The organism is Pseudoxanthobacter sp. M-2 (genome assembly GCF_046156265.1).
Taxonomy (GTDB): Bacteria; Pseudomonadota; Alphaproteobacteria; order Rhizobiales; family Segnochrobactraceae; genus CAMDHY01.
This window is the reverse complement of sequence record NZ_JAWDIR010000046.1, coordinates 81498-106024: the sequence shown is the minus strand read 5'-3', so window position 1 is coordinate 106024 and position 24527 is coordinate 81498. Positions and strand designations below refer to the sequence as shown.

The window sequence follows — 24527 nt, the reverse complement described above, 5'->3', positions numbered from 1 at the left end:
CGCGTGCGATCTGACGAGGCGGCGCTCAGTCTCGTCGCGACCGGCGGCAACGGACGGCCCGGCCGTCCCACCACCCGCGCGGCACCGCGGCCCGCTCCGCCTTGGCGAAGACCACCGCAACGCCGCATCCGCCGCCGATGGCTCGGCAGCGGGTCGCGACGCGGCTCTCTTAACTTCTTCCCCGGCCGGGGGCAAGCGAAAGGCCGGAACCGGCGCGGCCCGGCGGCGTTAACGGGGCTCTGACGGCGCACCTCGCGCCGACCCGGTGCATGGAGATCATCATGGGGATCGAAGTCGGAGGCCTGCTCGGCCTCATCATTCTGGCGTTCGACATCTACGCCATCATCAAGATCATCAACTCCGGCGCGTCGACGATGGCCAAGGTCATCTGGGTGCTCGTCATTCTGGTGCTGCCGGTTCTCGGCCTGCTGCTCTGGCTGCTGTTCGGGCCGAAGTAGTCCGGGCGCAGGCAAACGGGGTCGAGGGACCCCATATGGGCGGAGAGCATCGGCCTCCGCCCGCCGCAACGAAAGTCTCTTCCCATGGCCAAGCGCCTCACCGTCCGCCACCGGACCACCTACTCCTACGCGGTGCCCGTCGAGTTCGGCGAGCACCGCATGATGCTGCGCCCGCGCGACAGCCACGACCTGCGCCTCGTCGACGCGCGCATGACGCTGTCGCCGGGCGCCCACGTGCGCTGGGCGCACGACGTCTTCGGCAACTCGGTCGCCTTCATGACCTTCGACGAGCCGGCGACGGAGCTGCTCGTCGAGAGCGTCCTCGTCCTCGACCGCTACGCGCTGGAGGGGCCCCGCCCGCCGATCGACCCGGCGGCCGAGCGCTACCCGTTCATCTACAGCGCCGACGACCGCGCCGATCTCGGCCGGTTGCTCGAGCTGCAGCACTCCGATCCCAAGGGCGAAGTGGCGACGTGGGCGAAGGGGTTCGTGGCGAGCGACGTCACTGACACGCTCGCCCTGCTCGCCGACATCAACTCGGGCATCCACAAGGGCTTCACCTACCAGGCCCGCGCCGACGAGGGCACGCAGGCGCCGCTCGAGACGCTGCACCTCGGCAGTGGCACCTGCCGCGACTTCGCGCTCCTGATGATGGAGGCGCTGCGCTCGCTCGGCTTCGCGACGCGCTTCGTCTCTGGCTATCTCTACGACCCGGCCCTCGATTCCGCCGCCAACAGCGGCATCCAGGGCTCGGGCGCGACGCACGCCTGGCTCGAGGTCTACCTGCCGGGCGCCGGCTGGGTCGAATACGACCCGACGAACGGCCTGATCGGCTCGAACAGCCTGATCCGCGTCGCCGTCACCCGCGACCCGTCGCAGGCGATCCCGATTGCAGGCAGCTACAGCGGCCCGGCCGGCGCCTTCACCGGCATGGAAGTGGTGGTCGAGGTGATGGCAGGCGACTCCGACGACGAGTCGAGCCCGGTGTCGGAAGCGGCCTGAGCGGCGGCGCAAGGCCGCTTGACCGGCCCGACCCGCCTCTCCTCCCGCACGCCCAACCCCGGCGACGACTGCTCTCGCGTCCGCCCTTCCCCTCCTCCCTCTCCGTAGTCATTCCCGGGCTTGTCCCGGGAACCCATCCCTGTCCGCGCGCGCGGCGCTCAACACGAGCGATTGCGCTCGAGAGGGTTGAACGGGGCGAAGACGGCCCGAGCTAAAGCGTCCCCGCCCTCACTCCGCCGGGGCGGGGTGCGGCTCCGCGGGCGCCGCCGGTGTCACGGCATGCTTGCGCCTCCGGCCGACGATCGCCAGCACCGCCGGCACGACGAACAGCGTCAGCAGCGTCCCGAAGGTCATGCCGCCGACGATCACCCAGCCGATCTGCTGGCGGCTCTCGGCACCGGCGCCGGTGGCGAGCGCCAGTGGCACCGCGCCGAGCACCATCGCGCCCGTCGTCATCAGGATCGGGCGCAGGCGCAGCGTCGCCGCCTCGATGATCGCCTCGCGACGCTCCCGGCCCTGCTCCTGCAGCTGGTTGGTGAACTCGACGATCAGGATGCCGTGCTTGGTGATCAGCCCAACGAGTGTGATCAGTCCTATCTGCGAGTAAACGTTCAGCGTCCCGCCCGTGTAGTAGAGCGCCGCGAGCGCCCCCGTCATCGAGAGGGGCACGGTCAACAGGATGATGAACGGGTCGACGAAGCTCTCGAACTGCGCGGCGAGCACGAGATAGATGAACACCAGCGCCAGCACGAAGACGAAGGCGAGGCTCTGGCCGGTGGAGACGAACTCGCGGCTCTGGCCGGAATAGTCGAGCTGGACGGTCTGCGGCAGCTCCTCGCGGGCGACCGTCGTCAGGAACTCCAGTGCCTCGCCCATCGTGTAGCCGGGGGCGAGGTTCGCCTGCACCTCCGCCGAGCGCAGCTGGTTGAAGCGCTTCAGCTCGCGCGGCGACACCGTCTCCTCGATGGTGACGACGTTCGAGAGCTGCACCATCTCGCCGGTCGGCGCCCGCACGTAGATCGTCTCGAGCGCCTGCGGCGTCGTGCGGGCGTCGGCATCGAGCTGCACCATCACGTCGTACTGCTCGCCATCGCGCTCGAAGCGCGTCACCTGGCGGCCGCCGAGCAGCGTCTCGAGCGTCCGCCCGATCACCGAGACGTCGAGGCCGAGGTCGGCGACCTTCTGGCGGTCGATGCCGATGGTGATCTCAGGCGTGTTCAGCTTGAGGTCGGTGTCGAGACCCGTCAGGCCGGGGTTCTCGGCGGCGCGGGCGAACACCCGGTCGACGTACTGGTCGAGCTCCTCGTAGGTGCCCGAGGTCTGGATGACGAGCTGCACGGGCTTGCCGAAGCCGCGCTGGCCGAGCGAGGGCGGGTTCGAGACGAACACCTGCATGCCGGGAATGCGCGACACCTTCGGGAACAGCTCGGCGACGATGTCCTGCTGCTTGCGGTCGCGGTCCTCCCAGTCCTCGAGGTTGGCGTAGGCGATCATGTTGGTCGACTGCGGGAAGCCGATCACCGTCAGATAGCCACGCACCTCCGGCACCTCGGCGAGGATCGCCTCGAGGTCGCGCGCATAGCGCTCGGTGTACTGGATGGTCGAGCCTTCCGGCGCCGTGCCGAAGCCGGAGATGGTGCCACGGTCCTCGATCGGCGCGAGTTCAGAGCGCAGGCTCGTGTAGTAGAACGCCGCCGCACCGGCGACGCCGATGGCGAGCAGCACCACCAGGAAGCGGCCGGCGATGGCGAACTTCACCGCGCCGCGATAGCCGCGCTCGAGGCCGCGGAAGGCGCTCTCCAGCACACGGAAGAACAGGCTCGGCTTCGGATTGTGCTTCAGGAGCTTGGAGCACATCATCGGCGTCAGCGTCAGCGCGACGAAGCCGGAGACGAGCACCGCGCCGGCGAGCGTCAGCGCGAACTCGAGGAACAGGCGCCCCGTTCGCCCCGGCGCGAACGCCACCGGCGCATAGACGGCCGCGAGCGTCAGGGTCATCGCCACGACGGCGAAGCCGATCTCCTTGGCACCGACCATGGCCGCCTTCTTCGGCGGCATGCCCTCCTCGACGTGGCGGTAGATGTTCTCGAGCACGACGATGGCGTCGTCGACGACGAGGCCGATGGCGAGCACCATCGCGAGCAGCGTCAGCGTGTTGATCGAGAAGCCGAGCGCGAACATCAGCGTGAAGGTGGCGATCAGCGACACCGGGATTGTCACGATCGGGATGACCGAGGCGCGCACCGTCCGCAGGAAGAAGAAGATCACCAGCACGACGAGCACGGTCGCCTCGGCGATGGTGATGAACACCGCCTGGATCGAGCGGTCGATGAAGACGGCTTGGTCGTTGCCGATCGTCACGCTGACGCCTTCGGGCAGCAGTTCCTCGATCGCCGGCAGCTCGGCGCGCACCGCCTTCGAGACGTCGAGCGGATTGGCGGTCGCCTGCTTGATGATGCCGACGGCCACCGCCGGCTTGCCCGAGAAGCGGCTGGCGCGGCGCTCGTCATAGGCGCCGAGCGCCACCCGCGCGACATCCTGCAGGCGGACCTGATGACCGCCGTCGGCGAGCTTGACGACGATCGCGCCGAACTCCTCCGGCGTCGTCAGCCCGGTCTTCGACAACACCGAGAATTCGCGGTCGACGCTCTCGATGCGCCCGGACGGCAGTTCGACGTTCTGCGCCCGGATGGCGTTCTCGACCTCCTGGACGGTCATGTTGTAGGCGGCGAGCCGCTCGCGATCGACCCAGATGCGCATGGCGTAGCGCCGCTCGCCGAAGATCTGCACGTCGGCGACGCCGAGCAGCGTCTTCAGGCGATCGAGCACGAAGCGGTCGACGAAGTCGGTGAGCTCGAGCTGGTTCAGCGTCTCGCTGTTGAAGGCGAGGAACATCACCGGCTGGGCGTCGGCCTCGACCTTTGAGATGACCGGCTCGTCGATCTCGTCGGGCAGGCGGCCGCGCACGCGGCTGACGCGGTCGCGCACGTCCGAGGCGGCGACGTCGGGGTCGACGCCGAGCTTGAAGCGCACCGTGATGCGGCTCGTCTCCGAGCGGCTGGTCGACTCGAGGACGTCGATGCCTTCGATGCCGGCGATCGAGCCTTCCAGCACCTGCGTCACCTGGGTCTCGATGATGCGGGCGGAGGCGCCGGGATAGCGCGACACCACCGACACCGTCGGCTCCTCGATCGCCGGGTACTCGCGCACGTTCAGGCGGTCGTAGGAGACGATGCCGACGAGCACGAGGATGAGGCTCATCACCGTCGCGAAGACGGGGCGCTCGATGCAGATCTCGGAGATGCGCATGGCGGGCTCCCTCTCGGCTCAGCCGCCGCTCGCCGCGTCCGTCTGGCGGACGACGATCTCCACCGGGGCGCCGTTCCTCAGGCGGGCGTGGCCGGCGACGACGACGGTGTCGCCGGCGGCAATTCCGGTCGTCAGCTCCACCAGACCCGCGCGACGGCGGCCGAGCTCGACCTTCGCCTCCTCGACCTTGCCGTCGCTGACCTTGTAGACGAAGCTCTCGCCGCCGCGCGGCACGATTGCCCCCTCCGGCACCAGCACCACCTCGCCGCGCGAGGCGCCCTGCACGACGACGCGGGCGAACAGGCCCGGCCGCAGCGACAGGTCCGGGTTCGGCAGCCGCGCGCGCACCTTGAGCGAGCGGCCGTTGACGTCGACCTGCGGGTCGATCGCGTAGATCTCGCCGCGGAAGACGCGGTCGGGATAGGCGTCGACGCGGACCTCGACGGCATAGCCGACGCGCACGTCAGTCAGATTGCGCTCCGGGATGGTGAACTCGACCTTGACGATGTCGATCTTGTCGAGCGTCGCGATGTTGCGGCCGGGCTCGACATAGGCGCCGACCGACACCGACCGCAGCCCCATGATCCCGGGGAACGGCGCCTTGATCGACGTCTTCTCCAGGCGCGACTCGATGAGCAGCAGGAGAGCGTTGGAGGTGAGGCGGTCGGCCAGCGCCTCGTCGAGCGTGCGCTGTGTGCCCGAACCCGTCCGCGACAGCGAGCTCGCGCGGTCGTAGTTCGCCTGTGCGAGTTCGGCGCGCGCCTGCACTTCCTGCGCCTCGGCGGCGAGCAGGGTGTCGTCGAGCTTGACGAGTTCCTCGCCCTCGGCGACGGCCTGGCCCTCTTCGAAGCGGATGGCGGCGACGCGGCCGGCCTGTTCGGGCGCGATCTGCACGGATTCGTCGGCGAGCAGGTTGCCGACTGAGCGGATCTCCTCGAGCGGCTCGGCGGATTCGGCCTGCGCGACCTCGACCGGTGTCGGCCCGCGGCCGCCGGGACGCCCGCCCGCGGCTGGCGCACCGCCCGCTGCCGCCGCCGGAGGCCCGCCAACTGGGGCCTGACCCGCAGGCGCTTGGCCCGTGGAAGCCTGGCCCGCCGGCGGTTGACCGCCGGGTGCACCCGTGCCCGCCGGCCGGGACGCGTCACCGCCACGCAACACCGCCACCTGGGCGAGTGCCGCGTCGATGCGGTCGCTCACCACCGGTGGCAGGTGGTCGTTCATATAGGCATAGGCACCGGCGCCGCACGCGACGAGGATGGCGATCGCGATGACCGACGGACGCATACGGTACTCCGGTTCGGTCGGCGGCCGACGGCGCCGAGGGTGCAGTGCCGGCAGAACGAGAGGCTGCGGGCCGCTGGGACAGGCGGTCCGTACACTCTATCGCACCGCACACACCTTCCCTACGCGAAAACCGCCAATCGGATCAGCCGCTGCGTCAGGCGGCGCAGTGGTCGATCAGCCGGTCGACGAAGGCGTCGCAGCGCGCGAGCTCTCCGACCTCGATGTACTCGTCCGGCTTGTGGGCCTGCTCGATCGAGCCCGGCCCCACCACCACCGTCGGCACGCCGGCGGCGAAGAACAGCCCGGCCTCCGTCCCGTAGGCCACCTTGCCGTGGTCGTTGCGGCCGGCGAGGCGCTTGGCGAGCCCGACCACCTCGGCCTCCGGCGTGGTGTCGAGGCCTGGAAAGCCCGACAGCCACTCGAGGCGGATGCCGGTCGCGGGATCGACCGCCCGCATCTCCGGCTCCAGCACGTCGCGGGCGTAGGCTGCCACCTCGGCCACGAGGGCGTCGACGTCGACATCCGGCAAGGTGCGGAACTCGAACAGGAATTCGCAGTGTTCTGGCACGATGTTGAGCGCCGTGCCACCGGCGATCACGCCGGTGTGGGCGGTCGACACCGGCACGTCGAACAGAGCGTCCGAAGGCCCGGCCGCGAGCCGTCGGCCGATCTCGTTGAGGTGGACAACGAGCCGTGCGGCATAGTCGACGGCATTGACGCCCTGCGGCGCCAGCGCCGAGTGCACCGACTTGCCGGTGACGACGGCGCGGTAGCTCACCTTCGTCTTGTGGGCGACCACCACCTGCATGCTGGTCGGCTCGCCGACGAAGCACGCCGCCGGCGCCAGACCCGCCTCGCCCATCCGCGCGATCAGCCGCGGCACGCCGAGGCAGCCGACCTCCTCGTCATAGGAGAAGGCGATGTGGATGGGGCGCGCCAGCGGCCGTTCCAGCATCCGCGGCACGCCGGCGAGGCAGCTCGCCAGGAAGCCCTTCATGTCGCAGGCGCCGCGTCCGTAGAGGCGATCGCCGCGCCGCGTCAGCCGGAACGGGTCGCTCGTCCACGCCTGGCCGTCCACCGGCACGACGTCGGTGTGGCCGGAGAGCACGAAACCGGGCGCCTCGGTCGGCCCGATGGTGGTGAGGAGGTTCGCCTTGACGCCGGCATCGTCGTAGGTGCGCACCGACGACAGGCCCTGCGCGGCGAGTTCGGCCTCCACCCAGTCGATCAGCTCGAGGTTCGAGTTGCGGCTGGTGGTGTCGAACGAGACGAGCTTCTCGAGGATCGCGATCGTCCGCTCCGTCATCGTCTGCCGCCCCGTTCATGGAATCGCCCCGACCTTCCTCCACCCGCCCGGCCGGCGCAAGCCGGGTGGCAAACGTGATCGCCCCGCGTCCGCCGCTTGACCCGCCGCCATCCGGCGCGCCACCGTCGCACCGCGTACCGGGCGGGGGATGAGGCGCGTGACACTGAGACGAAGGCTCTACGAGATCCTCGAGGGCGACGACACGCGCGACCCCGTCACGCTGGTGACGCGCTTCGTCATCATCGCCACCATCGTCATCAATGTCGGCTTCGCCATCATCGAGACGCTGCCGCAGTTCCAGACCGGCGAGCACGCCCTCATCTTCCGCGGCGTCGAGGCGGTGTCGTTCGTCATCTTCGCCATCGAGTACGCCGTGCGCATCTGGGTCAGCGTCGAGGATCCGCGCTACAGCGAGATGCCGGCGATGCGCGCGCGCTGGCGGTTCCTGCGCTCGCCGAGCGCCCTCATCGACCTCATCGCCATCCTGCCGTTCATCATCGCGCGGCTGTTCTCCGTCGACCTGCGCACACTGGCGCTGCTGCGGCTGCTGCGGATCTTCAAGCTGCTGCGCTACTCGACCGGCATCACGGCGCTGTTCGAGGCGATCTATGCCGAACGCCACACGCTGATCTCGTGCCTGTTCGTGCTGCTCGTCGCCGTGATCACGGCGGCGACGCTGCTCTACATCACCGAGGGCGACAACCAGCCGGCGGCGTTCGGCTCGATCCCGGCGGCGATGTGGTGGGCGATCGTGACGCTGACGACGGTCGGCTACGGCGACGTCGTCCCGCAGACGCCGCTCGGCCGGATGATCGGCGCCATGACGATGGTCGCCGGCCTGATCGTGCTGGCGCTGCCGATCGCCATCGTCGCGACCTCGTTCGCCGAGGTGATCCGCCGCCGCGGCTTCGTGGTGAACTGGGCGACGCTCGCCCGGCTGCCGCTGTTTGCCGGTCTCTCGCCGGCGATCATCGGCGAGGTGCTGGCGGTGGTCCGAGCGCAGTCCTTCGACGCCGGCAACCTGATCCTCCGGCGCGGCGAACCGGCGACCTCGCTCTATGTCACGGCCGCCGGCACGGTCGAGATCGAGAGCCCCGCCGGTCGCGACAATCGCCCGCCCGGCTCGGCTTTCGGCGCCTTCCTGACGCCGGAGGCCGAGCGCAGCGCCCTCCTGGTCAGGGCGACCACGCGCGTGCGGCTACTGATGATCCCGGAGGCCGATCTCAACGTCCTGACCGGCCGCTGGCCGGCGCTCGCCGCCCGTCTGGCGGAAGCCGCCCGGCGCCCCGAGGCGATGGCCGTCCCGGTCGGCGAAGACCCGACCGAGACGACGTAGCCGCCGCCGCTCAGGCCTGGGTGACGCGCCAGATGCAGTCGCCGACGTCGTCGACGACGAGGAGCCCGCCGCGGCGGTCGACGATGACGCCGACCGGCCGGCCGAGCGCCTTCCCGTCCACCCGGAAGTCGCCGAGGATCTCCTCGGGCGGCCCCGCCGGGACACCGTTCTCGAAGGGAATGAAGATCGCGCGGTAGCCCGACGGCGGATTGCGGTTCCACGAGCCGTGCTGGCCGATGAAAGCGCCGTTCCGGAAGCGCGCCCCGAAGCGGTCGTCGTCGACGAAGCAGAGGCCGAGCGAGGCGGTGTGGCAGCCGAGCGCATAGTCCGGCTTCAGGGCCTTTGCGACGAGGTCCGGACGCTGCGGCTTCACCCGCTCGTCGACCACCTGCCCCCAGTAGCTGTAGGGCCAGCCGTAGAAGGCGCCGTCCTTCACCGAGGTCATGTAGTCGGGCACGAGGTCGTCGCCGATCTCGTCGCGCTCGTTGACGCTGGTCCAGAGTTCGCCCGTCACCGGGTTCCAGTCCATGCCGACCGGATTGCGCAGGCCGCCGGCGAAGACGCGCACGGCACCCGAGGCGATGTCCACCTCGAGGATGTTGGCGCGCATCTCCTCCTCCTCCATGCCGAACTCGGCGACGTTGGAGTTGGAGCCGACGCCGACATAGAGCTTCGTGCCGGCCTTGTTGGCGACGAGGCTCTTCGTCCAGTGATGGTTGCGCCCGGCCGGCAGGTCGCAGACCTTCACCGGCGCAGCGGTGATGCGGGTGGTGCCCGCCTCGTAGGGGAAGCGCACGACGGCATCGGCGTTGGCGACGTAGAGCGTGTCGCCGACGAGCGCCATGCCGAACGGCGAGTGCAGGTGCTCGAGGAAGGGGAGCTTCACCTCGGCGACGCCGTCGCCGTCGGCGTCGCGCAGGAGCGTGATGCGGTCGGCGCTCTTCACGCCTGAGCCGGCACGCGTCATCACGAAGCCCTGCGCCCACCAGCGCAGGCTGAAGCCCGTGGCCTTCGAGGGCGGCGCCGCCGTCTCGGCGACGAGGATGTCGCCGTTCGGCAGCTCGTAGACCCAGCGCGGATGCTCGAGCTCGCCGGCGAAGGCCTCGACCGTGAAGCCCGGGGCCGGCTTCGGCTTGCGGCCGGGCGGCCAGCCGACGGCCGGGGCGATCTTCATGATCGGGATCAGCGTCGGCTTCGGCTTCGGCAGGTTCGGCGCCGCGCCGTAGCCCGCCTCCTCGGCGAGCGCCGGGCCCTTGCGCAGGTCGGTGAGGAAGTGCGCCACGCCGGTGATGCACGCGCCCACGAGGCCGCCGAAATTCGCGTAGTTCGCCATCATCGGCTCCGGGTCAGGGTGAAGTCGTCATCTCAGCCCGGAACCCCGCGCCGGCGCAACCCGCCATTGGGCGAAGCGCGCCGGCGGCCGGTGGCGTGCGCGGCTCAGCCGTCGATACGCACCGCGACGAAGCGCACTTCGCCGGAGGCGTTGGAGAGCAGGAACAACGCCGACTTGCGGCCGTCCTTCTTCAGCGCGTCCACCTTGGCGGCGACATCGGCCGGCGTCGTGATCGCCTCCTGGGCGACCTCGACGATGACGTCGCCGGCCTGGATGCGCTTCTCGGCGGCTGCGCTCGCCGGGTCGACCTCGGTGACCACGACGCCCTTGACGGTGTCGGCGAGCTTGAACTGCTCCTTCAGCGCCGGCGTCAGCTCCGACAGCTTCAGCCCGAGCACGGCAGTCGGTGCCGCGGGCTCTGCAGGCGTGGTGGAGGCGGGGCTGGCGGCTGCCGTCTCGCCGTCCTCGAGGCGGCCGAGCTCGACCTTGATCGTCTTGCGCTCGCCCTTGCGCAGCACCTCGACATCGACGGCCTTGCCGATCGCGGTGTCGGCGACCATCCGCGGCAGGTCGTCCATCTCCGGCACCTCGCGGCCGTCGAAGGTGACGATGACGTCGCCCGGCTCGAGCCCGGCGGCTGCGGCGGGTCCGCCCTCGGTGACGCCGGCCACCAGCGCGCCCGACGCCTTCGGCATCGACAGGCTCTCGGCGATGTCGTCGGTGACCTCCTGGATGCGAACGCCGAGCCAGCCGCGGCGGGTCTCGCCGAACTGCCGCAGCTGCGCGATCACGGAGGTCGCGATGTTGGCCGGAATGGCGAAGCCGATGCCGATCGAGCCGCCCGAGGGCGAGATGATCGCCGTGTTGATGCCGACGACACGGCCTTCCATGTCGAACAGCGGGCCTCCGGAATTGCCCCGGTTGATCGCCGCGTCCGTCTGGATGAAGTCGTCATACGGGCCGGCGTTGATGTTGCGGTTACGCGCCGAGACGATGCCGACCGTCACCGTGCCGCCAAGGCCGAACGGGTTGCCGATCGCCATCACCCAGTCGCCGACGCGGATCTCGTTCGAATTGCCGAACGGCACCGCCACGAGCGGCTTCTCGGGGCTGACCTTCAGCACCGCGAGGTCGGTCTTCTTGTCGGTGCCGATCAGCTCGGCCTTGAGCTTGCTGCCGTCCGAGAAGTTGGCGGTGATCTCGTCGGCGCCCTCGATGACGTGGTTGTTGGTGACGATGATGCCGCTCGGGTCAATGACGAAGCCCGAGCCGAGCGACTGCACCCGGCGCGGCTGGTTGTCCTGGCCCTGGTCCTGGCGGTTCAGGAACTCGTCGAAGAATTCCTCGAAGGGCGAGCCTTCCGGCACCTGCGGGATCGGAACCGACCGCCGCCCCTCGACGCGCTGCGAGGTCGAGATGTTGACGACCGCGTCGAGCAGCCCCTCGGCGAGGTCGGCGACCGACTCCGGCCCCTGTACCCCGCGCGGTGTCTGCGACAGCGCCGGCGTCTGCGGCAGTCCCTGGGCAGGCGCCTGATCCTGTGCCATCGCCAGCGGCGTGCCCGCCGTGGCGGACAGCACGAGGGCCAACGCCACCCCTGTCATCGCCCGGGGGCGAAAGAACTGCGTCATCGTCGGTCTCCATTCCTCGTGGCGCGGCGCAGCGCTGCCGCCACCTGCGGCGTCAGCCACGCACGAACCATACCACCAGCACCCCGACAGCCAGCGCCCCTACGCCCGCGACGCGCAGTTGCGCGTCGGGAAGATCGAGCACGGCGCGCATCATCGCCTTCAGCGATTGCGGCGCCAACGCGTAGAGCGTTCCCTCGATCGCCAGCACGAGGCCGATCGCGACCAGAAGGTCGCTCATTGCCCCGCGGCGGTCGCCGTCGGCTCGGCCGGCACCGCCGGCTCGGCAGCCGCAGGCACGGCCGCCGCCGGAGCAGCCGCCGCATCACCCGGCGTCGCCGCCGCGTCACCCGGCGTCGACGGCGCCGACGGAGTGACCGGCGCCGCCGGCTCCGCCATGATCGATCCCGACGGATCGTTCAGGAAGCGGAAGAACTCGGTGTCCGGCGAGATGACGAAGCGCGTGCCGTCGTCGGCGAGCGTCGCGCCATAGGCCTGCATCGAGCGGAAGAACGCGAAGAACTCCGGATCCCGACCATAGGCCTCGGCGAAGATGCGGCCGCGCTGGCTGTCGCCATCGCCTCGGATCGTCTCCGATTCCTGGTTCGCCTCGGCGGTGATGACGATCGCCTGGCGCTCTGCGGTGGCGCGGATGCGGCGGGCCGCCTCCTCGCCCTGGGCGCGGATCTCGGTCGCCTCGCGCTGGCGCTCCGTCTGCATGCGGCGGAAGATCGCCTGGCTGTTCGCCTCCGGCAGGTCGGCGCGGCGAAGCCGCACGTCCACCACCTTGATGCCGATGCCCTCGGCGCGGGCCTCGACGTCCCTGCGGATGCGCTCCATCAGCTGCGGACGGCTGTCGCGCACCACCGAGATGAAGGTGGTATCGGCCAGCACCGCGCGCACCGCCGACTGCACGAACGTCGCGAGCCTCCGGCTGCCTTCCTGGACATTGTTCACGGTCTGGAAGAACAGCACCGGATTGTCGATGCGGTAGCGGGCGAAGGCGTCGACGACGAGGCGCTTCTGGTCGGAGGCGATCGCCTCCAGCGAGTTCACGTCGAGGTCGAGGATGCGCTTGTCGAGATAGACGACGTTCTGGATGAACGGCGCCTTGAAATAGAGGCCGGGCTCGGTGATGGGGCGCTTGACCTCACCGAACTGCAGCACGAGGGCCTGCTGGGTTGGATAGACGATGAACAGCGAGCCGTAGGCGAGCACCGCCAGGACGGCGGCGACGACGATGCCGATGACGCCGAACCTCATGGCTGGCTCCCATTGCGCGGGGCGGCCGGCTGCGCCGTCGGCGCACCGCGGTCCAGCCGGTCGAGCGGCAGGTAGGGCACGACACCGGAGCCGCCCATGCTGCCGTCGATGATGATCTTGTCGGTCTTGCCCAGCACCTGCTCCATCGTCTCCAGATAGATGCGCTCGCGGGTGATCGCCGGCGACTCGGCGTACTGCTCGTAGATCTTGATGAAGCGGTCGGCCTGACCGCGCGCTTCGGCGATGGTCCGGTCACGGTAACCGGCAGCGCCTTCGAGGATGCGCGCCGCCTCGCCTCGCGCTTCCGGGATCACCCGGTTGGCGTAGGCCTGCGCCTCGTTCTGCACGCGCTCCTGGTCGGCGCGGGCCGCCTGCACGTCACGGAATGCGTCGATGACCTGCTGTGGCGGATCTACCGTCAGCATCTGCACCTGCGTGATCTCGATGCCGGCGCCGTAGCCGTCGAGGACGGTCTGCATCAGCGTCTGCACGTCGATCTGGATGCGCTCTCGCTGGTCGGTGAGGACGCGCTGGATGTTGTTGCGGCCGACCACCTCGCGCATCGCGCCCTCGGCCACCGCCTTCACGGTGCCCTCGGGGTTCTGGATGTTGAACAGGAAGTCGGGGGCGTTGTTGATCCGCCAGAACACCTTGAAGTCGACGTCGACGATGTTCTCGTCACCCGTCAGCATCAGGCTCTCTTCGGGAACGTCGCGGGCGGACTGGGTGCCGCGGGCCGCCTCGCTCTCGCGCAGGCCGACCGTGATTTCGCGCACGCGCAGCACGTCCGGCGTCTCGACCGAGCCGATCGGATAGGGCCAGTTGTAATCGAGACCCGGCTGCGTCTGGCCGACGAAGCGGCCGAACACGAGCTCGACGCCCACTTCACCCGGCTGTACGCGGTAGAAGCCGGTCGCCAGCCACAGCACAACGATGGCGACGAAGGCGATCGCCAGGCCCTTGACACCAAGCGAGCCGCCACCACCCGGCAGCGCGCGCTTCAGGCGATCCTGGCTGCGCCGCAGAAGCTCTTCCAGATCGGGGGCGCCGCCACCGGGGCCGGGACGCTGCGGGCCGCTGCCCCAAGGGCCGCCACCACCGCCGCCGCCGCCACCGCCACCGCCACTACCCCACGGGCCACCACCCGCTCCCCATGGGCCGCCGCCACCCTTGCGACCGCCACCGTTCTGATTGCTCCAGGGCATCCCCACTCCTCAACTGTCGGCCGTGCCGTGCCGCACCGCGGCGTCTCTCAGCCTCGACCGCGGCCCGGACAGGGTCCGGAGCAGAGCGCGGTTATAGGGGCTTCCCCCCGGCCTTTCAACGAACGGCGCCGATCTGTTCCCGGCCGCAAATGGGCACGAAGGCCCATCCCGTCAACGGCCGGCCGGCGATTCTCCGACGCGACCGATCGCCCACTCCGCCGCCGCGAGGCCAGACAGATGCGCGCCGTGGGCGGTGGAGTAGAACGGCCCGGCCGAGGCCTCGCCGGCGAGGTGCAGGCGGTCGCCGACGGGAAGCGTCAACAGCTGGCGCGCCGCCGCCTTGCCCGGCCGGGCGCTGGAGTAGGCGCCACCGATGTCCGGGTCCTCCGACCACGTGGTGACGGTGGCGGCAACGATCCGCCGGGCGATGCCGCTTCCGAAGATGTCGGCGAGGGCGGCACGCCCGAGATCGATCATCGCGGCTTCGCCCGCGCGCGAGAGTTCGGCGGAGAACCGGCCGCCGACGTGACCGACCGCGAGCGGACGCCCGAACGGATTGACGACGAAGTTGATCGGCGCGCGCCCGGGCTCGTCCGGCTCGTAGGCCTCGGCGTAGCTCGTCGGCGCGAAGCCCTCGACCGGCCGGTCGAAGCGGAAGACGATCTTCTCGGCGTGGCCGAGGGTACAGGCCTCGATGGCCTCGGCGAGGTCGTCGGGCAGGGCCGGCGTGAAGCGGATGCCGCCGCGCGCCAGTACCGTCGTCGACACCGTGACAATCGCCCGCCGCGCGCGGATATCCCCCGCGTCCGTTGCCACCACGACGCCGGCGCCCGACCAATCGATCGAGCGGACGCGAACCCCGAGCGAGACCGGGACGCCAGCACCGGCGGCGACCACCAGCGCGCCGAAGCCCTCGTCCACCGGCCAGTTCTCGGTGGTGTCGCGGTAGCGGGCGAAGTCGAGCGTCGAGATCTCCTCCGGCGGCAGCGAGGACATCAGCCCGGTCCAGTGGTCGACGAGGCGTTTCCACCGCGGAGGAACCTCGATCACCTCGGACATCGCCACGTCGCGGCCCGCCTCGCCGGCGGCGATCGTCACGTCGAAGGCGTTGGCGATCGCCGCTCCGGCGGCATCGCGCGTCGCATCGTCCGCCTCGTGGCCGGCCAGAAACAGACGGCGCTTCCTCGCCGGATGTCGCTGGTAGTGGAAGCCGAGCCGGTCGGCGATCGCAGCGAACGGATTGAGCGAGCCGGAGTGCAGCCAGTGGCAGCCGCGATCGAAAGGCACACCCAAGGTGGCGCTGTCGGTGAAGGCCCGCCCGCCGACCCGGTACTTGGCCTCGAGCAGCACGAACGGCACGCCGGCCGCCTGCAGCCGCCCGGCGGCGGCGAGCCCGGCGGCGCCGGCGCCGACGACGACGACATCCGTCTCGATCATCCTGTCCCCGCCCCACCCGTCGTCCGGCGCTCGTACGCGACGAAGCTCATCGCCGCACTGTCCCGCTCGCTTTGCACCGGGCCTTCGCGGCCGACCTCGCGCCACACCGCCGGATCGATCGCCGGGAAGCGCACGTCGCCGTCCGGCCGGGCGTGCACTTCGGTGACGGTGAGCCGCGACGCCTCGCCGATGAGCGCCCGGTAGATTTCGCCACCGCCGGCCACCACAATCTCGGCCGCACCGGTGCCGGCGGCGATGCGGCGCGCCGCCGCGACCGCCTCCGTCGGGCTCGCCGCGACGGTGACGCCGTCGACCGCGAAGTCAGGCTGCCGCGTCACCACGATGATCTCGCGGCCCGGCAGCGGCCGGCCGATCGAGGCGAAGGTGCGCCGGCCCATGATCACCGGCTTGCCGAGCGTCAGCGCCTTGAAGCGGCGGAGATCCGTCGACAGCCGCCACGGCATGTCGCCGTCACGCCCAATGACACCGTTCTCGCCCATCGCGACGAGGAAGACGATCGGAAGCGCGGCCGGCGCGTCACGGGGCTCGACGACGGGTGCCGTCTCCGGCCCCGAGGTCACGGTGCGGCGCTCGCGAGGCGGGCGAGATCCTCGCCGGTGGTCCGGCAGACCGTCCACTCGTCCATCATCCGCGCGCCCTGCGCCTTGTAGATCTCGATTGCCGGGGTGTTCCAGTCGAGCACCCACCACTCGAGCCGGCCGAGCCCCTCGTCGAGGCAGCGCTTCGCCAGCACCCCGAGCAGCGCCTTGCCGATGCCGCGGCCGCGCTGTTCCGGCACGACGTAGAGGTCCTCGAGCCACAGCCCGTGCCGGCCGAGGAAGGTCGAGAAATTGTAGAACCAGATTGCGAAGCCGACCGGCTCGCCGTCCCACTCGGCGATGTCGGCGAACACCCGCGGGCTCGGCCCGAACAGCGCCGCGTCGAGCGACGCCTCGGTCGCCTCGACCTCATGGGCGAGCTTCTCGTAGTCGGCGAGCGCCTTGATGAAGCCGAGCACGATCCCGGCGTCGCCGGGCACGGCGGGACGGATGGTGAGGGCCATGACTACACCGCCACCTTCGCCTTGATCGCCGGATGCGGGTCGTAGCCCTCGACCTGGATGTCCTCGAAGCGGAAGGCGAAGAGGTCCGTCACGTCCGGGTTGAGCACCACCTTCGGCAGCGGCCGGGGCTCGCGCGTCAGCTGCAGCCGCGCCTGCTCGAGGTGGTTCAGGTAGAGGTGGGTGTCGCCGAAGGAATGCACGAAGTCGCCCGGCTGGAGCCCCGTCACGTGCGCCACCATCTGCGTCAGCAGCGCGTAGGCGGCGATGTTGAAGGGCACGCCGAGGAAGACGTCGGCCGAGCGCTGGTACATCTGGCAGGAGAGCCGGCCATCGGCGACATAGAACTGGAACATGAGGTGGCACGGCGGCAGCGCCATCGCCGGCACGTCGGCCGGGTTCCACGCCGAGACGATCAGCCGGCGCGAGTCCGGGTTCTTGCGGATCGCCTCCACCACCTCGGCCATCTGGTCGATGACGCGCCCGTCGGGTGCCGCCCACGAGCGCCACTGCCGGCCGTAGACGGGGCCGAGTTCGCCGCGCGCGTCCGCCCACTCGTCCCAGATCGTCACGCCGTGGTCGTTGAGGTAGGCGATGTTGGTGTCGCCGGCGAGGAACCACAGGAGCTCGTGCACCACCGACTTCAGGTGGATGCGCTTCGTCGTGACGAGCGGGAAGCCCTCCGCGAGGTCGAAGCGCAGCTGGCGTCCGAACACCGACAGCGTGCCGGTGCCCGTGCGGTCGCGCTTCTCGGTACCGTTGTCGAGAATGTCGCGCACGAGATCGAGATAGGCCCGCATACCGTCGTCCTTGGTCCCGTCGCCACCAGTTGCCGCCGCGGCATCGCGAGCGACTCGCACCCGCGCCACCGACCCGGCACACTAGGAGCGTCACGGGGGTTCGGAAAGATCGCGATGAACTTGCACACAGCCGAGGCCGACCGATGATCCGCGGGCGCCCCCCCAGCCGCCGCACCGTCGCCGCCGGCCTCGCCGCCGCCACCGCGGGCGCCCTCGCCGGCGTCCGCCCTGCCCGCGCCGCCTTCGCCGACGACGTCGCCGCCCTCGCCCCGGCGCTGGCCGAGCTCGCCGACGAGCACAGCGTCCCTGGCCTCGCCGTCGCCCTCTTCGATCCGGTGGACGGCATCGCCACGGTGACGGCGGGCGTCCGCCGCGCCGGCGAGGCGGCGCCGGTGACGCCGGCGACCGTCTTCCAGGCGTGCTCGATCTCGAAGACGCTCGCCGCCGTCACCACGCTCGCGGTCGTGCAGACCGGCGCCGTCGACCTCGACGTCGACGTCCGCCAATACCTGCGCTCCTGGACCCTGCCGCCCGACCGCTTCGGCGGCCGCGCCGTGACGCTGCGCCGCCTGCTCGCCATGACCGCCGGCATCGGCGTGCCGGGCTTTCCCGGCTACGCCCCCGGCGCGCCGCTGCCGTCGCTGCGCGAGATCCTCGACGGCAGCCCGCCGGCGAACACGCCGGCGGTGACGATCGTGCAGGCCCCCGGCCGCGGCCACCTCTATTCCGGCGGCGGCTACGAGATCGTCGAGGCGGTGCTCGCCGACGCCGTCGGCATCCCCTATGGCCGCCTGGTCCCGGGTCTCGTCATCGGCCCGGCGCGGATGGGCGGGTCGACGCTCGACCAGCCGCTCGTCGTTGCCCGCGAGCCGGACCTCGCCTCAGGCCATCTCGTCGACGGCACGCCGCTCGCTCCGGGCGCGCAGGTGATGCCCGAGCTCGCCGCCGCCGGCCTGTGGTCGACGCCGGCCGACCTCGCCCGCCTCGCCGTGGCGCTGTGCGACGCCCTCAAGGGCGCGCCGCGACCGCTGCTCCGGCCGGATCTCGTCCGGCAGATGATGACGCCGGTCGACGGCGCCAGCTACGGCCTCGGCGGCGCGGTTTCGGGCAGCGGCGAGGCCCTCGTCTTCCACAAGGACGGCCACAATCTCGGCTTCCACTGCCACCTCGTCGTCGCCCCCGCCCTCGGGCGCGGCGGCGCGGTGATGACCAACTCGGAGAACGGCGAGGCGCTCATCGCCCGCCTCCTGCCGCTGCTCGCCGCCCGCTACGCCTGGCCGCCCCTGCCCGACCTCGCGGAGTGAACGAGGGTCAGACGGGCGGCCACCGCTGCGCCCCGTGCAGCACCCGCAGGATCTCGATCCGTCCGCTGGCTGCTTTGCGATAGACGACGATGTGGTTCGTCCGCGGCACGACGAGCTCGCGCGTTCCTGCCACCCGCCCCGGACGTCCACGCTCGGGGTTGTCCGCCAGCGCGTTCGCGGCCTCGACGATGCGATCACCCTGCTGGACAGCCGCACGCGGACTGTAGGTGGCGATGTAGGCTACGAGGCTGCGATGCTCCGCGACCGCCCGGCGCATCCAGACGACACTCACCGGTCAGGAGCGCGCGGGGGGCGCCTTGGCGAGCGCCGCGCGCTGCGAGCCCCAGCCGCGCTCGACCTCGTCCTGCGACACCCATTCGGTTTGCGGATCGTCCGCCTCGGCGAGGGCCATCTCCACTTCCGCCCGGAACCACACGTCGTGCTCGGCCGCAGCGTCCGCGTTCGGGATCCGCTCGGGTGTCGGGGACTTCGGGTTCGTGTTGCCGGCCATGACAATCTCCCGTGCCCGCAAGGCGGGCACGGCGAAGATCATCCGACGAATGTCCGGCGAAGTCGAGGCGGACGCCTCCTACTCCGCCGGTGCCGGATGTGCGGGCTGCGCCGGCGCCGCATGGCCGACCCCATCCACCGGACCACTCGGCCCCGCCGGCGCCGCCGGTGCGCCGCGCTTCGGCTTCGGGGCCTTGCGGGCGATCAGGCTGTAGAACATCGGGATGAAGAAGATCGCCAGGAACGTCGCCGCCAGCATGCCGCCGATGACGCCGGTGCCGATCGAGTGCCGGCTCGCCGAGCCGGCGCCGGTGGAGATCGCGAGCGGCACGCAGCCGAGGATGAAGGCGAGCGACGTCATGATGATCGGCCGGAAGCGCAGCTTCGCCGCCGCCAGCGCCGCGTCCGCCGCCGACAAGCCCTCGCGCCGTTTCATGATCGCGAACTCGACGATGAGGATGGCGTTCTTCGCCGCGAGCCCGATCAGCGTCACGAGGCCGATCTGGAAGTAGACGTCGTTGTCGAGCCCCCGCAGCCAGATCGCCGCCAGCGCGCCGACGAGGGCGAACGGCACCGCCAGGATCACCGCGAACGGCAGCGACCAGCGCTCGTACTGGGCGGCGAGGATCAGGAAAACCATGACGATGGCGAACAGGAAGGCCTGGCTGCCGGTGCCGGCCGCCTCCGTCTCCTGGTAGGCCGAGGTCACCCAGCCGAGCGAGTAGCCGGTGCCGAGCACCTCGCGCGCCACCTCCTCCATCGCCTCGATCGCCTGGCCGGACGAGTAGCCGGGCGCCGGCCCGCCGAGAATCTTGGCCGCCGGGAACAGGTTGAAGCGCGTCACGGTATCCGGGCCGATGGTGCGGTGGACCGTCACCAGCGTGTCGATCGGGATCATGCTGCCCGCGTCCGAGCGCACGAACACCTGCTTGAGGTCCTCGGGCCGTTCGCGGAAGGCGGCTTCCGCCTGCAGGTTCACCCGGTAGTTCCGGCCGAAAAGGGTGAAGTCGTTGACGTAGAGGCTGCCGAAGGTCGACTGCATCGCCTCGAAGATCGAGGCGATCGGCACGCCGAGCGCCTTCGCCTTCTCGCGGTCGACGTCGAGGCGGTATTGCGGGATCTCGGTCGAGAAGGTGGTGTTGAGGCCCGTCAGTTCCGGGCGCTTCGCCGCGGCCGCGATCAGTTCCTGCACCTTGCCGGCGAGCGCCTGCGAGCCGGAGCCGGAGCGGTCCTGGACGTAGCCCTCGAAGCCGCCGGTCGTCGACATGCCCGAGATCGGCGGCGGGTTGAAGGCGAGGATGAAGCCGTCGCGGATCGACGAGCCGATTCCCATCGCCTGGTAAGCGATCGACTGTGAATCCTGCCCCGGCCCCATGCGCTCGGACCAGTCGGTCAGCGGCACGAACGACACGCCGGCGTTCGACTTCTGGCCGAAGGTGAGGATGTCGAAGCCGGCGAAGGTGATGATGTCGGCCACCGTCGGCTGCTGCATCATCGCCTCGGAGAAGGCGGTCGTGGCCCTCTCCGTGCGCTCGAGCGAGGCCGCCGGCGGCAGGAAGGCGGCGGTGATGATGTAGCCCTGGTCCTCGTTCGGCACGAGCGAGGACGGGATCTTCGAGAACAGGCTCCAGCCGACATAGAGCATGCCGGCGAACAGCAGCAGGCCGACGATCGCCCGCTTCAGGAAGAAGCGCACGCCCGCCGCATAGCCGCGGGTCGCGAGATCGAAGCCGCGGTTGAAGATGCGGAAGGGCAGCGCCGGCCGGTCGTGGCCGGGCTTCAGGATGAGCGCGCACATCGCCGGCGTCAGCGTCAGGGCGACGATGCCGGAGATCGACACCGACACCGCGATGGTGACGGCGAACTGCTTGTACATCTCGCCGGCGAGGCCGCCCATGAAGGCGACGGGGATGAACACCGCGCAGAGCACCAGCACGATCGCGATGACCGGCCCCTGCACCTCCTCCATCGCTTTGATCGCCGCCTCGCGTGGCGGCAGGCCCTCGGTCGTCATGATGCGCTCGACGTTTTCGAGCACGACGATGGCGTCGTCGACGACGATGCCGATCGCCAGCACGAGGCCGAACAGCGTCAGGAGGTTGATCGAGAAGCCGAGCACGTACATCCCGGCGAACGTGCCGATGATCGACACCGGCACCGCCATCAGCGGGATCAGCGTCGCCCGCACCTTCTGCAGGAACACGAAGACGACGAGCACGACCAGGATCATCGCCTCGATGAAGGTCTTGATCACCTCCTCGATGGAGATCTGGACGAACTTCGTCGTGTCGTAGGGCATCGCCCAGGCGATGCCGGCCGGGAAGCGCTCGGCGAGCTCGCCCATGCGCACGCGCACGGCTTCCGCGGTGTCGAGGGCGTTGGCCCCGGGCTGCAGGAAGATGCCGATCGCGATCGTCGGCTTGCCGTTGTAGGTCGCCTCGAAGCCGTAATCGATCGAGCCGAGCTCGACGCGCGCGACGTCCTTGATCCGCAGCGTCGAGCCGTTCTGGTCGGAGCGCAGGATGATGTTCTCGAACGCCTTGGCGTCGGGCAGGCGGCCGGTGGTGGTGACGATGTAGGTGAAGGCGCGCCCGCCCGGCGACGGCTCGTCGTTGAAGCGGCCGGCGGCGAACTGTGAGTTCTGCTCGCGAATGGCGTTGGCGACATCGCTCGGTGTCAGCTCGTACTGGGCGAGCTTGTCCGGCCGGAGCCAGATCCGCATCGAGTAGTCCTTGGCGCCGAAGATCTGGGCGTCGCCGACACCCTCGACCCGCTTCAGCTCGTCCACGACGTTGAGGAGGGCGTAGTTCGAGACGAAGATCGGCCCGTAGTTGCCGTCCTGCGAGTACATCGTGATGACGCTGAGGATGGCGCTCGACTGCTTCGAGACCGTGACGCCGGTCTGCTGCACCTCGCTCGGCAGCACCGCCAGGGCGCGCTGGGCGCGGTTGTTGACGTTGATCGTCGCCTGATCCGGGTCGGTGCCGATCTCGAACGTCACCGTCGCCGTCATCTGGCCGTTCGCGAGGCTCGCGGACTCCAGATAGATCATGTCGTCGACGCCGTTGATCTGCTGCTCGAGCGGCGCCGCCACCGTATCGGCGACGGTCTGCGGGCTCGCGCCGGCATAGCTCGCCGTCACCTGCACCTGCGGCGGCACGATGTCGGGATATTGCGCGATCGGCAGCGCCCGCATCGACACGAGGCCGGCGATGACGATGACGATCGACAGGACTGCCGCGAAGACCGGGCGGTCGATGAAGAAGCGTGGTGTCACTGGACGGTCTCGCCCTTTGCGGCCTCGGCCTTCTTGACCGGAGCGGCACCAGCCGCATCGGAGACGGCGGCCGGCGCGTCGAGGGTGACGGGTGCACCCGGGCGCACCTTGATGACGCCCTCGGTGATGATGCGGTCGCCGCTCATGAGCCCGCTCTCGACGATCCAGCCGCCCTCGACCTCGCGGCCGAGCTCGATCGGCTTCATCGCCGCCTTGCTCTCGGCGTCGACGGCGTAGACGTAGGGCCCCTGCGGGCCCTGCATCACCGCCGCCTGCGGCACGACCAGCGCCTCCTTCAGCGTCACGCCCTTGACGACGACGCGGACGAACTGGCCGGGCAGGAGCTTGAGCTCGGGATTCGGCACCACGGCGCGGGCGCGGATCGTGCCGGTCTGCTGGTCGATCGTCGCGTCGGTGAAGGTGATCGTGCCTTCCTCGTCGTAGACCGAGCCGTCGCCGAACTCGATGCCCGCCTTCAGCGCACCGTCGGCGGGGCGGTCGGCGCGGCCGCTGTCCCAGAGCTCCCGCAATTCGCCGAGCTCGCGGTCGGTGAAAGAGAAGTTCACATAGGCCGGGTCGAGCTGGTGGATGCGGGTGAGCAGGCTGTTGTCGGCGGTGGTGCCGACGAGGCTGCCCTGGTCCATGGTGTCGAGGCTGGTGGTGCCGGAGATCGGCGCATTCACCGTGGTGTAGCCGAGGTCGAGCTCGGCGGTCTGGACCTGCGCCCGGGCGGCGGCGACCAGCGCCTTCGACAGGGCGACGTCGGCGGTGGCGTCGTCGAAGGCCTTCTCGGTGCCGGACTTGCGCCTGAGCAGCTCCTGGGCGCGCTCGAGGTCCTTCTCGCGGCGCTCCAGCGTCGCCTGTTCCTGCTGCAGCAGCGCCTGCGCCCGCGCCAGCGTGGCCTCATAGGGCGCCGGGTCGATGCGATAGAGGAGCTGGCCCTCCTTCACCGGCTCGCCCTCGGTGAAGTCGCGGCTGATGAGAATGCCCGAGACGCGCGCGCGCACCTCGACGTTCCGGTAGGCCGAGATCCGGCCGGAATACTCGAGGGAGAGCGGCACCGGGGTCGTCTCGAGGACGACGGTGGTCACCTGCGGGGGCGGCGGCGCGCCGCCCTGGGCAAGGGCGGCGGTGGCGCCGAGCGTGGCCGACAGCAACGCGGCAGCGCACCAAGTGCGACGGACAACAGAAGCCAGCATGGAGTTGATCCAGGATTCCCGCTGACCGTCGCGCCCAAAGCGGGGGGTGTGGCGCGATGCCGGTCGACGATCGTTCGGAGGCCGTTTATATACGTGTTGACACGTATGTAAAGCAGGTGACGCTCACGAAATGGTGCGACGCACAAAGGAAGACGCCGCGCGGACACGCACGGCCATCCTCGACGCCGCCGAGACGCTGTTCTTCGATCAGGGCGTCGGCCGGACGTCGCTCGACGAGATCGGCGCGCGCGCCGGCGTGACGCGCGGCGCCGTCTACTGGCACTTCAAGTCGAAGGGCGAGCTCATCGGTGCCCTGTTCGAGCGCATCCGCCTGCCCCAGGAGGACATGGTCGAACGCGCCGTCGCCGAGCGCCATCCCGATCCGCTCTCCGTCATCGAGGCCGCCACGCGCGGTGCGATCGAGCTGATCGGCACCGACCCGCAGCGCCGCCGCGTCTTCGCCATCCTGTTCCACCGCTGCGAGGCGGTGGACGACATCGGCGCCGCCCTCTGCCGCCAGGACACGGCCAAGCAGCGCATGCGCTGCGCGCTCGCCGACGGCTTCGAACTGGCGGGAGCCGCCGGCCGCCTCGCCCGCCCATGGACGGCGCCGGTCGCCGCGCGCACGCTGAACGCCACCGTCACCGGGCTCATTTCCGAATGGCTGAAGGACCCGGAGGGCCACGACCTCGTCGCCGAGGCGACGCCGGTGCTGGACCAGCTCTTCGGCGCCTTCCGCGGGACGGCCGGTATCGAGACCGACCGAACCGCGCCCGCGGTTCCCGCCAGCGTCCTGGAGTTTGCCGGCGCCTAAGG

Annotated in this window: 21 protein-coding genes; 5 read left to right on the top strand and 16 right to left on the bottom strand. The window is 70.3% G+C overall.

Going from position 1 to position 24527, the window contains the following annotated elements:
- The first annotated feature begins 281 nt into the window (after positions 1 to 281).
- A complete protein-coding gene (locus RUR49_RS23385; protein WP_409148860.1) occupies positions 282 to 458 on the top strand; it encodes a PLDc N-terminal domain-containing protein in 177 nt (58 codons plus the stop codon).
- A gap of 84 nt (positions 459 to 542) precedes the next feature.
- Positions 543 to 1460 (top strand): transglutaminase N-terminal domain-containing protein, encoded by a 918-nt coding sequence (locus RUR49_RS23380; protein ID WP_409148859.1) that lies wholly within the window; start codon positions 543 to 545, stop codon positions 1458 to 1460.
- Positions 1461 to 1688: 228 nt separating this feature from the next.
- Here the strand turns inward: RUR49_RS23380 and RUR49_RS23375 are convergent, their stop codons facing one another.
- The 3 genes from RUR49_RS23375 to argE all read right to left on the bottom strand — a co-directional run bounded on the left by RUR49_RS23375 (position 1689) and on the right by argE (position 7359).
- A complete protein-coding gene (locus RUR49_RS23375; RefSeq protein ID WP_409148858.1) occupies positions 1689 to 4769 on the bottom strand; it encodes an efflux RND transporter permease subunit in 3081 nt (1026 codons plus the stop codon).
- A gap of 18 nt (positions 4770 to 4787) precedes the next feature.
- Complete coding sequence (locus RUR49_RS23370) at positions 4788 to 6053, bottom strand: efflux RND transporter periplasmic adaptor subunit (protein WP_409148857.1); 1266 nt, start codon at positions 6051 to 6053, stop codon at positions 4788 to 4790.
- Positions 6054 to 6207: 154 nt separating this feature from the next.
- Complete coding sequence (argE, locus tag RUR49_RS23365) at positions 6208 to 7359, bottom strand: acetylornithine deacetylase (RefSeq protein ID WP_409148856.1); 1152 nt, start codon at positions 7357 to 7359, stop codon at positions 6208 to 6210.
- A gap of 157 nt (positions 7360 to 7516) precedes the next feature.
- Between argE and RUR49_RS23360 the strand changes: the two genes are divergently transcribed.
- On the top strand, positions 7517 to 8695 hold the full coding sequence (locus tag RUR49_RS23360; protein ID WP_409148855.1) for a cyclic nucleotide-gated ion channel: 1179 nt from the start codon (positions 7517 to 7519) through the stop codon (positions 8693 to 8695).
- A gap of 10 nt (positions 8696 to 8705) precedes the next feature.
- On the opposite strand, the gene RUR49_RS23355 is transcribed toward RUR49_RS23360, so the two are convergent.
- The 9 genes from RUR49_RS23355 to RUR49_RS23315 all read right to left on the bottom strand — a co-directional run bounded on the left by RUR49_RS23355 (position 8706) and on the right by RUR49_RS23315 (position 17421).
- Complete coding sequence (locus RUR49_RS23355) at positions 8706 to 10028, bottom strand: PQQ-dependent sugar dehydrogenase (protein WP_409148854.1); 1323 nt, start codon at positions 10026 to 10028, stop codon at positions 8706 to 8708.
- 104 nt (positions 10029 to 10132) lie between these two features.
- Positions 10133 to 11659, bottom strand: a complete 1527-nt coding sequence (locus tag RUR49_RS23350) for a DegQ family serine endoprotease (RefSeq protein ID WP_409148853.1) — start codon at positions 11657 to 11659, stop codon at positions 10133 to 10135.
- 52 nt (positions 11660 to 11711) lie between these two features.
- Complete coding sequence (locus RUR49_RS23345) at positions 11712 to 11897, bottom strand: DUF2065 domain-containing protein (RefSeq protein ID WP_409148852.1); 186 nt, start codon at positions 11895 to 11897, stop codon at positions 11712 to 11714.
- Positions 11894 to 12919 (bottom strand): protease modulator HflC, encoded by a 1026-nt coding sequence (gene hflC, locus RUR49_RS23340; protein ID WP_409148851.1) that lies wholly within the window; start codon positions 12917 to 12919, stop codon positions 11894 to 11896. Before hflC ends, RUR49_RS23345 begins: the two co-directional genes overlap by 4 nt.
- Positions 12916 to 14124, bottom strand: coding sequence for an FtsH protease activity modulator HflK (gene hflK / locus RUR49_RS23335; protein ID WP_409148850.1), 1209 nt, complete (start codon positions 14122 to 14124; stop codon positions 12916 to 12918). Before hflK ends, hflC begins: the two co-directional genes overlap by 4 nt.
- A 171-nt stretch (positions 14125 to 14295) precedes the next feature.
- On the bottom strand, positions 14296 to 15561 hold the full coding sequence (locus tag RUR49_RS23330) for a flavin monoamine oxidase family protein (protein WP_409148849.1): 1266 nt from the start codon (positions 15559 to 15561) through the stop codon (positions 14296 to 14298).
- On the bottom strand, positions 15558 to 16061 hold the full coding sequence (locus RUR49_RS23325) for a dihydrofolate reductase (protein WP_409148991.1): 504 nt from the start codon (positions 16059 to 16061) through the stop codon (positions 15558 to 15560). The genes RUR49_RS23330 and RUR49_RS23325 overlap by 4 nt, the downstream gene beginning before the upstream one ends.
- 77 nt (positions 16062 to 16138) lie before the next feature.
- A complete protein-coding gene (locus tag RUR49_RS23320) occupies positions 16139 to 16624 on the bottom strand; it encodes a GNAT family N-acetyltransferase (RefSeq protein ID WP_409148848.1) in 486 nt (161 codons plus the stop codon).
- A 2-nt stretch (positions 16625 to 16626) separates the two neighbouring features.
- Positions 16627 to 17421, bottom strand: a complete 795-nt coding sequence (locus tag RUR49_RS23315; RefSeq protein ID WP_409148847.1) for a thymidylate synthase — start codon at positions 17419 to 17421, stop codon at positions 16627 to 16629.
- Positions 17422 to 17564: 143 nt separating this feature from the next.
- Between RUR49_RS23315 and RUR49_RS23310 the strand changes: the two genes are divergently transcribed.
- Positions 17565 to 18725, top strand: coding sequence for a serine hydrolase domain-containing protein (locus tag RUR49_RS23310; RefSeq protein WP_409148846.1), 1161 nt, complete (start codon positions 17565 to 17567; stop codon positions 18723 to 18725).
- Between the two features lie 7 nt (positions 18726 to 18732).
- Here RUR49_RS23310 and RUR49_RS23305 read toward each other — a convergent pair whose 3' ends face one another.
- The 4 genes from RUR49_RS23305 to RUR49_RS23290 are packed head-to-tail and all read right to left on the bottom strand — an operon-like array spanning position 18733 to position 23711.
- Positions 18733 to 19017, bottom strand: a complete 285-nt coding sequence (locus RUR49_RS23305; RefSeq protein ID WP_409148845.1) for a type II toxin-antitoxin system RelE/ParE family toxin — start codon at positions 19015 to 19017, stop codon at positions 18733 to 18735.
- A 3-nt stretch (positions 19018 to 19020) separates the two neighbouring features.
- Positions 19021 to 19278: a hypothetical protein gene (locus RUR49_RS23300; RefSeq protein ID WP_409148844.1), complete on the bottom strand. Its 258-nt coding sequence runs from the start codon at positions 19276 to 19278 to the stop codon at positions 19021 to 19023.
- Between the two features lie 36 nt (positions 19279 to 19314).
- Positions 19315 to 22512: an efflux RND transporter permease subunit gene (locus RUR49_RS23295; protein WP_409148843.1), complete on the bottom strand. Its 3198-nt coding sequence runs from the start codon at positions 22510 to 22512 to the stop codon at positions 19315 to 19317.
- The gene (locus RUR49_RS23290) at positions 22509 to 23711 is read right to left on the bottom strand and encodes an efflux RND transporter periplasmic adaptor subunit (protein WP_409148842.1); all 1203 of its coding nucleotides are present in this window, start codon (positions 23709 to 23711) and stop codon (positions 22509 to 22511) included. Before RUR49_RS23290 ends, RUR49_RS23295 begins: the two co-directional genes overlap by 4 nt.
- A gap of 130 nt (positions 23712 to 23841) precedes the next feature.
- Between RUR49_RS23290 and RUR49_RS23285 the strand changes: the two genes are divergently transcribed.
- On the top strand, positions 23842 to 24525 hold the full coding sequence (locus tag RUR49_RS23285) for a TetR family transcriptional regulator (protein WP_409148841.1): 684 nt from the start codon (positions 23842 to 23844) through the stop codon (positions 24523 to 24525).
- Positions 24526 to 24527: the final 2 nt, after the last annotated feature.

Coding starts and splice junctions, on each gene's coding strand:
- RUR49_RS23345 (WP_409148852.1), bottom strand. CDS start 11,897: ATGAGCGACCTTCTGGTCGCGATCGGCCTCGTGCTGGCGATCGAGGGA.
- RUR49_RS23380 (WP_409148859.1), top strand. CDS start 543: ATGGCCAAGCGCCTCACCGTCCGCCACCGGACCACCTACTCCTACGCG.
- RUR49_RS23355 (WP_409148854.1), bottom strand. CDS start 10,028: ATGGCGAACTACGCGAATTTCGGCGGCCTCGTGGGCGCGTGCATCACC.
- RUR49_RS23375 (WP_409148858.1), bottom strand. CDS start 4,769: ATGCGCATCTCCGAGATCTGCATCGAGCGCCCCGTCTTCGCGACGGTG.
- RUR49_RS23320 (WP_409148848.1), bottom strand. CDS start 16,624: ATGGCCCTCACCATCCGTCCCGCCGTGCCCGGCGACGCCGGGATCGTG.
- RUR49_RS23290 (WP_409148842.1), bottom strand. CDS start 23,711: ATGCTGGCTTCTGTTGTCCGTCGCACTTGGTGCGCTGCCGCGTTGCTG.
- hflC (WP_409148851.1), bottom strand. CDS start 12,919: ATGAGGTTCGGCGTCATCGGCATCGTCGTCGCCGCCGTCCTGGCGGTG.
- RUR49_RS23325 (WP_409148991.1), bottom strand. CDS start 16,061: ATGGGCGAGAACGGTGTCATTGGGCGTGACGGCGACATGCCGTGGCGG.
- RUR49_RS23370 (WP_409148857.1), bottom strand. CDS start 6,053: ATGCGTCCGTCGGTCATCGCGATCGCCATCCTCGTCGCGTGCGGCGCC.
- RUR49_RS23385 (WP_409148860.1), top strand. CDS start 282: ATGGGGATCGAAGTCGGAGGCCTGCTCGGCCTCATCATTCTGGCGTTC.
- RUR49_RS23285 (WP_409148841.1), top strand. CDS start 23,842: ATGGTGCGACGCACAAAGGAAGACGCCGCGCGGACACGCACGGCCATC.
- hflK (WP_409148850.1), bottom strand. CDS start 14,124: ATGCCCTGGAGCAATCAGAACGGTGGCGGTCGCAAGGGTGGCGGCGGC.
- RUR49_RS23330 (WP_409148849.1), bottom strand. CDS start 15,561: ATGATCGAGACGGATGTCGTCGTCGTCGGCGCCGGCGCCGCCGGGCTC.
- RUR49_RS23350 (WP_409148853.1), bottom strand. CDS start 11,659: ATGACGCAGTTCTTTCGCCCCCGGGCGATGACAGGGGTGGCGTTGGCC.
- argE (WP_409148856.1), bottom strand. CDS start 7,359: ATGACGGAGCGGACGATCGCGATCCTCGAGAAGCTCGTCTCGTTCGAC.
- RUR49_RS23315 (WP_409148847.1), bottom strand. CDS start 17,421: ATGCGGGCCTATCTCGATCTCGTGCGCGACATTCTCGACAACGGTACC.
- RUR49_RS23310 (WP_409148846.1), top strand. CDS start 17,565: ATGATCCGCGGGCGCCCCCCCAGCCGCCGCACCGTCGCCGCCGGCCTC.
- RUR49_RS23300 (WP_409148844.1), bottom strand. CDS start 19,278: ATGATCTTCGCCGTGCCCGCCTTGCGGGCACGGGAGATTGTCATGGCC.